The sequence below is a fragment of the Streptomyces phyllanthi genome (assembly GCF_009377205.1).
Classification (GTDB): Bacteria; Actinomycetota; Actinomycetes; order Streptomycetales; family Streptomycetaceae; genus Streptomyces; species Streptomyces phyllanthi.
Map to the genome: position 1 here is coordinate 1 of NZ_VJZE01000344.1, position 10,075 is coordinate 10,075.

Below are 10,075 nucleotides of genomic sequence, written 5' to 3' on the forward strand. Positions count from 1 at the left end.
GCCCACCCCTGGCAACTCGCCCTCCTCGGCCGTGAGCTGGCCCCCGCCTTCACGGACGGCCGGCTCGTACGACTGGGCCACACCCCGGGACCGGTGTGGCCCACGGCGGCCGTCCGCACGGTGTACGCCCCTGAGGACGACCTCTTCCTCAAGTTCAGTTTGGACGTCCGCATCACCAACGACGTACGTCGGCTCTGGCGCCACGACCTGCTGAGACTCCACCGCACGGACACGGCGGTCGCCACGGCGTTCGCCGGCCTGCCCGGCGCCTGGCTGAGCGACCGCGGCTACCGCACCGCCGACTTCGCCTTCGAGGAACTCGCCGTCCTCGTCCGCGACGGCTTCGGCGCCCATCTCGCCCCCGGAGCCACGCCCCTCCTCGCCGCGGCCCTCACCGAGGACTTCGACGGCAACCCGCTCGACCGTACGGCCGACCCGGCCGCCTGGTGGGAGGCGTATCTGCGCGCGGTCGTACCCCCGGCCCTGGGCGCCCTCCACCACGGCGTCGTCCTCGAGGCCCACCTCCAGAACACCCTGGTCGCCGTCGACAGCGACGGCACCCCCGTCCAGGCCCTGTTCCGCGACGCGGAGGGCGTGAAGCTGCTGCCGGAGGTGGCCCGCCCGGCGGGCTGGGAGCGGCTGGTGTACGGCCTGGTCGTCAACAACCTCATGGAGATCGCGGAAGCCGTCGCCGAACGCCACCCGGGCACCGGCCTCTGGCCCGCCGCCCGTCGCGAGCTGGCACGCCACGGGGAGATCCCCGAGATCGCCGCCCTCCTCGACGCGCCCACCCTGCCCGGCAAGACGAACCTGCTGCTGCGCTGGACGGCCGCGGACGGCGCCGACGCCCGCTACCTGCCCCTGCCCAACCCCCTGCGTGGCGCGTGAACACCGGCGGGACCCGTACACCCGCCTCTTGGATACCGCAGCAAGGAGCGCACCGCCATGGACGGTCTCCGCCCCTCAGGCCGACAGCGTCACCGGTCCCGGCTCGGGCCGCTTCGCCGAGCACCCGTCGCCCGAGGAACGTCCGCGGAGGCGCCGCCACAGCCAGGGGCCCAGGAAGTCCACGGCCCAGCGCACTTCGGTGCCCACGGCTCTGAGCACGGGGACGGGAGGTCGCGGCGGCAGCGGATCGGTCCAGTCGGCGTGGTCGGGCAGTCCGAGCACGTGTGCCATACCCGAGGCGATCCGTGCGTGCCCGAGTGGACTGGTGTGCAGCCGGTCGTCGCTCCACAGACGGGGATCGGTCGTCACCGGGTGGGGAAAGACGTCCAGGACGGCCACACCGTGCCGTTCCGCGGTGGCCCGCAGCCGGGTGTTGAGGTCGACGATGCGCGGGAGCACTCGGCGTGCGAGCGGTGAGACCTTTCCCAGGTCCGGAAAGGTCATGATGGCGACGCGGGCGCCCGACGCGGTGAGACGAACGAACATCTCCTCGACCTCGGCGACGACCGAAGCCGCGTCGAAACCCGACCGGACGAGGTCGTTCATGCCTGCCGTCACCGTCACCAGATCCGGCTCGAGTTCTATCGCGGGGCCCAGTTGTTCGGCTCTGATCTGCGCGGCGGTCTTCCCTCGTACAGCGAGGTTGGCGTACGTGAGGCCGGGCTGATGCCCCGCGAGGATCTCCGCCAGCCGGTCGGCCCAGCCGCGGTGGCCGCCTGCGGGCGAGGGGTCGCCGAGGCCCTCCGAAAGGCTGTCGCCGATGGCTATGTAGCGCGTGTAGGGGTGCGGGGCCGTCATGGGAGAGGAGTCTACGGATGGGCGGGGCCCGGTAGAGGGGGCCCTGCGTCTCGCGGTCGCTGCGCGAAGGACCGGCGGTGGGAGGCGGCGCCGAAGGGCGGCTTCCACGCGCTGCGGCATACCTGTGCCTCGGGCACTCGTCCCCGGCTGTCACGCTTGGTTACTATGCTCACTTCATGCCGGAGGCCGGAAGCCAGGGCCGCACCGCCATTGACGGACTGCTGGGGAGAGAGGGAGACGCGGATGCCGGTCGAAACTCCCCGGATTCTCCCAGGGCTGATCGCGGAGTTCTCCCCGGGCTGCGCCACGATGGGGCGTGCCGTGGAATATAAGGCAAACAATCCGTGGGGCCTTGGGACATGCTGAGAGAGGTCACCGCGACCCGCTACATCGAGCCCCTGCGGACCGGCGGCTCGGTCCCCGGAATCGTCGAGGCCGACGACCTGGGCACGTACGTCGTGAAGTTCACCGGCTCCGCGCAGGGCTGCAAGGCACTGGTCGCCGAGGTGATCGTCGGAGAGCTGGCGCGGGCTCTCGGGCTGCGCTTCCCCGAGCTGGTCCTCGTCCACTTCGACCCGGCCCTCGGCGCGGAGGAGCCTCACCAGGAGGTACGGGACCTGCTGAACGCGAGCCCGGGCCTCAACCTCGGCATGGACCACCTGCCGGGCGCGAAGGACTTCACCCCGGAGGTCGCCAGGTCCTTCGTCGTCGACCCGCTCGAAGCGGGCCGGATCATCTGGCTGGACGCCCTCACCGCCAACGTGGACCGCACCACGCACAGTTCGAACCTGATGGTCTGGCCCACGTTCGGCATCGCGCCCCCACGCCTGTGGCTCATCGACCACGGCGCCGCCCTCGTCTTCCACCACCGCTGGGACACCTCGGCACCGGACAAGGCGTACGACTTCCGCCACCACGCCCTCGGCCACTACACCCCGGACACGCGTGCCGCCGACGCCGAGCTGGCGCCGCGCGTGACCGACGAACTCCTGCGCGAGGTTGTCCAGGAGGTGCCCGACGCCTGGCTGGCCGACGAACCGGCCTTCGCCACGCCCGACGAGGCCCGCGACGCGTACGTGGACTACCTCTCCGCGCGCGTCAAGGCGTCCGGGACCTGGCTGCCCACGGAGTTCCCCAGCCGTGAGGAACTGGCCGCCGAGAACGCCCTCCGCGCGGCGAGAACACAACGAGGCCGCCCGGCCTGGCTCCAGCGGGTCCCCGACCTGCACGGCCGGCCGGCGGCGGAACAGGATGGGGCGGTGCACCTCGAATGACAGACACCCAGCGGATCCGGATCGAGTACGGCACCCAGCGGGTCGAGATCGAGTACTGCACCCAGTGCCGCTGGCTGCCGCGCGCCGCATGGCTCGCGCAGGAACTGCTCACGACCTTCGAGGCCGAGCTGACCGAGCTGTCCCTGAAGCCCGGCACGGGCGGCGTCTTCGTCGTCCGCGTGAACGACGAGGTGGTGTGGGACCGCCGCGAACAGGGCTTCCCGGAACCCACCGCCGTGAAGAAGGCCGTACGCGACCGAGTGGCCCCGGGGAAGTCCCTGGGCCACTCGGACAAGTGAGCCGTGTGAGCGTCAGCCCTTGAGCTGCTCGTACGCCGGCAGTGTCAGGAAGTCGGCGTAGTCCTCGTCCAGCGCCACCTTCAGCAGCAGGTCGTGGGCCTGCTGCCAGTTGCCCGCCGCGAAGGCCTCCTCGCCGAGTTCCGTCCTGATGTTCGCGAGTTCCTCGGCGGCGACCTTGCGGACCAGGTCGGCGGTGACCTTCTCGCCGTTGTCGAGGACGACGCCCGCGTTGATCCACTGCCAGATCTGGGAGCGGGAGATCTCGGCGGTGGCCGCGTCCTCCATCAGGTTGAAGATGGCGACCGCGCCGAGGCCGCGCAGCCACGCCTCGATGTAGCGGATGCCGACCTGGACGGCGTTGACCAGGCCCGCGTACGTCGGCCTGGCGTCCAGCGAGTCGACCGCGATCAGGTCGGCGGCCTCGACGCGGACGTCCTCGCGCAGCCGGTCCTTCTGGTGGGGCTTGTCGCCGAGGACCTTGTCGAAGGACTCCATCGCGATCGGCACCAGGTCGGGGTGGGCGACCCAGGAGCCGTCGAAACCGTCGCCCGCCTCCCGGTCCTTGTCGGCGCGCACCTTCTCGAAGGCCACCTTGTTGACCTCCTCGTCGCGCCGGGACGGGATGAAGGCCGCCATGCCGCCGATGGCGTGGGCGCCGCGCTTGTGGCAGGTGCGGACGAGCAGTTCGGTGTACGCGCGCATGAACGGGGCCGTCATCGTCACGGCGTTGCGGTCCGGGAGCACGAACCTCGCCCCGCCGTCACGGAAGTTCTTGACGATGGAGAAGAGGTAGTCCCAGCGGCCCGCGTTCAACCCCGAGGCGTGGTCGCGGAGTTCGTAGAGGATCTCCTCCATCTCGTACGCGGCCGTGATCGTCTCGATCAGGACGGTGGCGCGGACCGTGCCCTGCGGGATGCCCATGTAGTCCTGGGCGAAGACGAACACCTCGTTCCAGAGGCGGGCCTCCAGGTGCGACTCCGTCTTCGGGAGGTAGAAGTACGGGCCCTTGCCGAGGTCCAGCAGACGCTGGGCGTTGTGGAAGAAGTACAGGCCGAAGTCGACGAGCGCGCCGGGGACCGGTGTGCCGTCGGCGTCGACCAGGTGGCGCTCGTTCAGGTGCCAGCCGCGCGGGCGCATGACGACCGTCGCCAGCTCCTCGTTCGGTCGCAGGGCGTACGACTTGCCGGTGCGCTCGTCGGTGAAGTCGATGTTCCGGGTGTACGCGTCCGCCATGTTCACCTGGCCCAGGACCACGTTCTCCCACGTCGGTGCCGAGGCGTCCTCGAAGTCCGCGAGCCACACCTTCGCGCCCGAGTTGAGGGCGTTGATGGTCATCTTGCGGTCGGTGGGGCCGGTGATCTCGACCCTGCGGTCGTCCAGGGCGGCGGGTGACGGGGCGACCTTCCAGGAGTCGTCCGCGCGGATCGCGGCGGTCTCAGGGAGGAAGTCGAGCGTGGAGGTGCGGGCGATCTCGGCGCGGCGCTCCGTACGGCGGGCGAGCAGCTCGTCACGCCGGGGCGTGAACCGCCGGTGCAGCTCGGCCACGAAGGCGAGGGCCGCTTCGGTCAGGACCTCGTCCTGCCGGGGCAGGGGCTCGGCGTCGACGATGGCCAGCGAGGTCGGCGCTGGTGCGGACATGAGGTGTCACTTCCTTCAGCGAGCTGACGTGAGTACACCGCGGCACTGGGTGCCGACGGCCCCGGATACGGCTGACAGCACCGGAGGGCAGCCAGGCGCTTCTGTACAGTGGATACTAGTTTCCTCATGGTGGAAGTTCAATAATTTGTTGACGTCGGGATTCTCCGCTTCGAGCCGGTGCGGCGCCCGGTGCCACCCCGCTCACTCCAGGTGAACCAGGTCGCTCTCCGTGTCGATGTCGTACGGCCGTGCCACGTCCCCGCACTCGACGAGCGTCACCTCGTCCTCGCGCGCCTTCAGATAGGTGCGTGCCCCTCGGTCCCCGGTCGCACTCGCGGCGATGCCCGCCCAGTGGGCGGCACCGAAGAGCACCGGGTGTCCCCGCTCCCCGTCGTACGCGGCCGCCGCGAGGGACTCCCCGGACCTGTACGCCGCCCGTACGCGCGCCACCGCCTGAGGCCCGATTCCCGGCTGGTCGACCAGCAGGACCAGCGCGGCCCGGGCGCCCGTACCGGCCAGCGACTCCAGCCCGGCCCGCAGCGAGGACCCCATGCCCCCCGCCCACTCCGGGTTGTCCACCAGTACGCAGCCGGGCAGCACGGCCCGCTCGCGTACGGCGTCGGCCCCGGCCCCGAGGACCACATGGATCCGGTCGCAGCCGCCCCTCCGCAGCACTCCGACCGCGTGTTCGACGAGTGGGCGCCCCCGGTGGTGCAGCAGTGCCTTGGGGCGGCCCCCGAGGCGTCGCCCGCCGCCCGCGGCCAGCAGCAGCCCGGCGACCTGGTCGTTGTCGTCCGTCATGCCCCCTGCATACCCGATGCGTACCCGAACCGTCGCGGCCGGGACCGGTGGCCACCGGCCGGCCGTGCGATGTCGCGGGGCTGAAATTCGGTCCGCGAGGTGGCGCCCACGACATCCGGTGGTCTTTACTTGCCCGCATCCCAGGGCGCCCGACCAACGCCGTGGGGCGGTTGGGCCGTACGAGGATGGACTCGCACAGTGGCGTGCGAGGGGGGAGAGCTGTGTTGCGGAGCTTGGGGCAGAGGCCAGTGACCGGCAGCGACGAGGACCCGAGGGTGGCGGAGCTGAAGTCCGCCGTGTCCCGGCTGCGCCGTGAACTCGCCACTCACCCCGCCGAGTTCCCCGACCGGGTCATAGCCGAGGACGAGCTCGCGGCCCTCGCCGCCATGGCGGTCAGCGGAATCCCCGAGGTCCCCCGCCTGCGCCGCTCCCTGCTCCTGATCGCGGGCTCCATCGGCTCGGTCAGCGCCCTGGCGAAGGGCCTGGCGGAGGTGCGCAGCGCGGTGGAACTGTTCGGGGAGCCGCCGGGGCGGTGAGCGCGTGGGCCGGCGACTCCGGTGGAGTCCGGTGGAGTCGGGAGGTCCGAGCGCCCCGGTCGTACCGGGAGTCTGCCGGGTGAGTCGTACGTGACCGGAGGCCGGGAGCCCTTTACGCCCCCGTGCCCGAGCTCGCCAGGGTCTCCGACAGCTCCGCGGCCACCTGCTGGAGCACCGGCACGATCCGCTCGGTCGCCGCCTCCGTGACGCGGCCCGCGGGCCCCGAGATCGAGATCGCCGCGGCGGTGGGGGAGTCGGGCACGGAGACGGCCAGGCAGCGGACCCCGATCTCCTGCTCGTTGTCGTCGACCGCGTACCCGAGGCCGCGTACGTCCTCCAGGGCGGCCAGAAAGCCCTCGGGCGTGGTGATCGTCTTCTCCGTCGCGGCGGGCATGCCGGTACGGGCCAGCAGGGCGCGCACCTCGTGGTCCGGGAAGCCGGCGAGCAGCGCCTTGCCCACGCCCGTGGAGTGCGGCAGCACCCGGCGGCCCACCTCGGTGAACATCCGCATCGAGTGCTTGGACGGCACCTGCGCCACGTACACGATCTCGTCGCCGTCCAGCAGTGCCATGTTGGCCGTCTCGCCGGTCTCCTCCACCAGTCGGGCGAGGTGGGGGCGGGCCCAGGTGCCCAGCAGCCGTGACGCGGACTCGCCGAGACGGATCAGTCGGGGCCCGAGGGCGTACCGGCGATTGGGCTGCTGCCGGACGTAACCGCAGACCACCAGTGTGCGCATCAGCCGGTGGATGGTGGGCAGCGGCAGCCCGCTGCTCACGGACAGCTCGCTGAGGCCGACCTCGCCGCCGGCGTCCGCCATCCGCTCCAGCAGGTCGAAGGCGCGCTCAAGGGACTGGACGCCGCTGCTCGCGGTGGACGACTTGTCGGTGGTGCTGGCGCGCGACGACGGCACGGCGCGTTCCTTTCGGCTGGTAGACAAGGGCAGCAGCCTACCCGTGAGCCGGATACCGCCCCGCTGGTGCACCACTATGTTCTGCTTGTTGGAATATTAATTTCATAACATGGAAATGGGTAGGGGTTGGGAAGGGGGCGCAGGGTGGACGAGGATGCTCTTGACGGTGGCGGAGGGGACATGAACACTCCCTCAACAGATCGTTGAAGTGCCTGGTGCGGGGGGGCGCGGGACAGCGCGTGGCCTGGTGCCGTAGCTGGTGCGGAATTGGTGCGAGAGAAGGGGCCGGGGTGTCCGACAACGGATTGGGCGACGTCGAGCTGGTGCTGCGCTCGGCGCGCGTCATCACTCCCGAAGGGACGCGCGCCGCCTCGGTCGCCGTCGCAGGGGGAAGGATCACGGCCGTGCTGCCGTACGACACCGAGGTGCCGGCCGGAGCCCGGCTGGAGGACCTCGGCGACGACGTCCTGCTGCCCGGTCTCGTCGACACCCACGTGCATGTCAACGACCCCGGCCGCACCGAGTGGGAGGGCTTCTGGACCGCGACGCGTGCCGCGGCGGCCGGAGGCGTCACCACTCTCGTCGACATGCCCCTCAACTCCCTCCCGCCGACCACGACAGTCGACCACCTCCGTACGAAGCAGGAGGTCGCCGCGGCCAAGGCGCACATCGACGTGGGCTTCTGGGGCGGTGCGCTGCCCGGCAACGTCAAGGACCTGCGCCCGCTGCACGACGCGGGCGTCTTCGGCTTCAAGGCGTTCCTGTCGCCGTCGGGCGTGGACGAGTTCCCCGAGCTGGACCAGGACCAACTCGCCCTGTCCATGGCGGAGATCGCCGGATTCGGCGGACTGCTGATCGTCCACGCCGAGGACCCCCACCACCTCGCGGCGGCCCCGCAGCAGGGCGGCCCGAAGTACGCCGACTTCCTCGCCTCACGTCCGCGCGGCGCCGAGGACATGGCCATAGCCCAGCTGATCGCACAGGCCAGGCGTCTGGACGCCCGTGTGCACGTACTCCATCTGTCGTCGAGCGACGCGCTGCCGCTGATCGCCGCGGCCAAGCGGGAGGGCGTACGGATCACCGTCGAGACCTGCCCGCACTACCTGACCCTGCGGGCGGAGGAGGTCCCGGACGGGGCGAGCGAGTTCAAGTGCTGCCCGCCCATCCGCGAGGCCGCCAACCAGGACCTGCTCTGGCAGGCGCTGGCCGACGGCACCGTCGACTGCGTCGTCACCGACCACTCGCCGTCCACGGCCGACCTGAAGACCGACGACTTCGCCACCGCGTGGGGCGGCATCTCCGGCCTTCAGCTCAGCCTGCCGGCGGTGTGGACGGAGGCACGCGGGCGGGGGCACGGACTGGAGGACGTGGTCCGCTGGATGTCGGAGCGGACGGCGCGGCTGGTGGGTCTGGACGGACGCAAGGGCGCCATCGAGGCGGGCCGGGACGCCGACTTCGCGGTCCTCGCGCCCGACGAGACGTTCACCGTGGACCCGGCGGCCCTCCAGCACCGCAACCGGGTCACCGCGTACGCGGGAAAGACCCTGTACGGCGTTGTCCGGTCCACCTGGCTGCGCGGCGAACGCATTGTCGCCGACGGCGAGTTCACCGAACCGAAGGGCAGGCTCCTCACGCGCCCGTCCTGACTCCCGGCCCCCGACCCCTCCTCCTACCGCAGTGGCCGACCCCTGAAAGGCGGATCTGATCACCGTGACGGCGCAGCAGAAATCCCCCCTGGCTCGCTTCACCGGCGACGCGAACCCGTACGGAGGCGGTGACCCGTACGCGGACTACCGCACCGCCGACTTCACCTTCACCCGGTACGCCAACCTCGCCGACCGCCGGCTCGGCGCCGGAGTGATCGCCGCCAACGACGAGTTCTTCGCGCAGCGAGAGAACCTGCTCCTGCCCGAGCGCGCCGAGTTCGACCCCGAGCACTTCGGGCACAAGGGCAAGATCATGGACGGCTGGGAGACGCGGCGGCGCAGGGGCGCGTCGGCCGAGCACCCGTGGCCGACCGCGGAGGACCACGACTGGGCGCTGGTCCGTCTCGGCGCGCCCGGAGTGATCCGCGGCATCGTGGTCGACACGGCCCACTTCCGCGGCAACTACCCGCAGGCGGTGTCGATCGAGGGCGTGTCCGTCCCCGGCACCCCGTCGCCGGAGGACCTGCTGGCGGACGACGTGAAGTGGACGTCACTCGTGCCCCGCACCCCGGTCGGCGGCCACGCGGCCAACGGCTTCGCCGTCTCGGTCGAACAGCGCTTCACCCACCTGCGTGTGAACCAGCACCCCGACGGGGGGATCGCGCGCCTGCGGGCCTACGGCGAGGTGGTCCCGGACCCGGGGTGGCTCGCGGCCCTCGGCACGTTCGACGTGGTGGCCCTGGAGAACGGCGGCCTCGCGGAGGACGCCTCCAACCTCTTCTACTCGCCCGCCTCGAACACCATCCAGCCCGGGCGGGCGCGGGTGATGCACGAGTGCTGGGAGACCCGGCGGCGGCGCGACCAGGGGCACGACTGGATCCGCTACCGGCTGGCCGCGCAGTCGGAGATCCGCACGATCGAGATCGACACGGCGTATCTGAAGGGGAACGCGGCGGGGTGGGCGTCGGTGTCGGTACGGAACGGTGAGGAGAGCGAGGGTGCCGGGGGCGCCGAGGGTGCCGCGTGGGTGGAGATCCTGCCCCGGACCCGCCTCCAGCCCGACACGAACCACCGCTTCGTCCTGGACGCCGCGGTGGTCGCCACGCACGCCCGTGTCGACATATACCCGGACGGTGGGATCTCCCGGTTGCGGCTGCACGGGTCGCTGACGGGGGAGGGGGCGGCGAGTCTGTCGGCCCGGCATCAGGAGCTGGGGGGCTGAGGG

The 10,075-nt window shown here is 71.3% G+C and carries 10 protein-coding genes; 6 read left to right on the forward strand and 4 right to left on the reverse strand.

The window, feature by feature from the left end; genetic code table 11:
• On the forward strand, positions 1-888 hold an 888-nt coding region (locus tag FNH04_RS33415; RefSeq protein ID WP_322724590.1), incomplete at its 5' end, for an IucA/IucC family C-terminal-domain containing protein.
• 75 nt (positions 889-963) lie between these two features.
• On the opposite strand, the gene FNH04_RS33420 is transcribed toward FNH04_RS33415, so the two are convergent.
• A complete protein-coding gene (locus FNH04_RS33420) occupies positions 964-1,746 on the reverse strand; it encodes an SGNH/GDSL hydrolase family protein (protein WP_152789597.1) in 783 nt (260 codons plus the stop codon).
• Between the two features lie 359 nt (positions 1,747-2,105).
• Here FNH04_RS33420 and FNH04_RS33430 point away from each other — a divergent pair, with 359 nt between their 5' ends.
• Positions 2,106-3,020, forward strand: a complete 915-nt coding sequence (locus tag FNH04_RS33430; RefSeq protein ID WP_152789598.1) for a HipA family kinase — start codon at positions 2,106-2,108, stop codon at positions 3,018-3,020.
• Entirely contained in the window at positions 3,017-3,319 is a 303-nt protein-coding gene (locus FNH04_RS33435) for a SelT/SelW/SelH family protein (RefSeq protein WP_152789599.1), read from the forward strand. The genes FNH04_RS33430 and FNH04_RS33435 overlap by 4 nt, the downstream gene beginning before the upstream one ends.
• Positions 3,320-3,331: 12 nt before the next feature.
• Here the strand turns inward: FNH04_RS33435 and aceB are convergent, their stop codons facing one another.
• Both aceB and FNH04_RS33445 read right to left on the reverse strand, forming a co-directional pair.
• A complete protein-coding gene (gene aceB / locus FNH04_RS33440) occupies positions 3,332-4,957 on the reverse strand; it encodes a malate synthase A (RefSeq protein ID WP_152789600.1) in 1,626 nt (541 codons plus the stop codon).
• A 201-nt stretch (positions 4,958-5,158) separates the two neighbouring features.
• Positions 5,159-5,758, reverse strand: a complete 600-nt coding sequence (locus tag FNH04_RS33445) for a nucleotidyltransferase family protein (RefSeq protein ID WP_152789601.1) — start codon at positions 5,756-5,758, stop codon at positions 5,159-5,161.
• Positions 5,759-5,979: 221 nt separating this feature from the next.
• On the opposite strand from FNH04_RS33445, the gene FNH04_RS33450 reads away from it, so the two are divergent.
• A complete protein-coding gene (locus FNH04_RS33450) occupies positions 5,980-6,294 on the forward strand; it encodes a DUF5955 family protein (RefSeq protein WP_322724591.1) in 315 nt (104 codons plus the stop codon).
• Positions 6,295-6,406: 112 nt separating this feature from the next.
• Here the strand turns inward: FNH04_RS33450 and FNH04_RS33455 are convergent, their stop codons facing one another.
• Complete coding sequence (locus tag FNH04_RS33455; protein ID WP_322724594.1) at positions 6,407-7,204, reverse strand: IclR family transcriptional regulator; 798 nt, start codon at positions 7,202-7,204, stop codon at positions 6,407-6,409.
• A gap of 305 nt (positions 7,205-7,509) precedes the next feature.
• Here FNH04_RS33455 and allB point away from each other — a divergent pair, with 305 nt between their 5' ends.
• Entirely contained in the window at positions 7,510-8,850 is a 1,341-nt protein-coding gene (gene allB, locus FNH04_RS33460) for an allantoinase AllB (protein WP_152789606.1), read from the forward strand.
• A 64-nt stretch (positions 8,851-8,914) separates the two neighbouring features.
• Positions 8,915-10,072: an allantoicase gene (alc, locus tag FNH04_RS33465; RefSeq protein WP_322724592.1), complete on the forward strand. Its 1,158-nt coding sequence runs from the start codon at positions 8,915-8,917 to the stop codon at positions 10,070-10,072.
• Positions 10,073-10,075: the final 3 nt, after the last annotated feature.

Coding starts and splice junctions, on each gene's coding strand:
- FNH04_RS33430 (WP_152789598.1), top strand. CDS start 2,106: ATGCTGAGAGAGGTCACCGCGACCCGCTACATCGAGCCCCTGCGGACC.
- aceB (WP_152789600.1), bottom strand. CDS start 4,957: ATGTCCGCACCAGCGCCGACCTCGCTGGCCATCGTCGACGCCGAGCCC.
- FNH04_RS33445 (WP_152789601.1), bottom strand. CDS start 5,758: ATGACGGACGACAACGACCAGGTCGCCGGGCTGCTGCTGGCCGCGGGC.
- FNH04_RS33420 (WP_152789597.1), bottom strand. CDS start 1,746: ATGACGGCCCCGCACCCCTACACGCGCTACATAGCCATCGGCGACAGC.
- FNH04_RS33435 (WP_152789599.1), top strand. CDS start 3,017: ATGACAGACACCCAGCGGATCCGGATCGAGTACGGCACCCAGCGGGTC.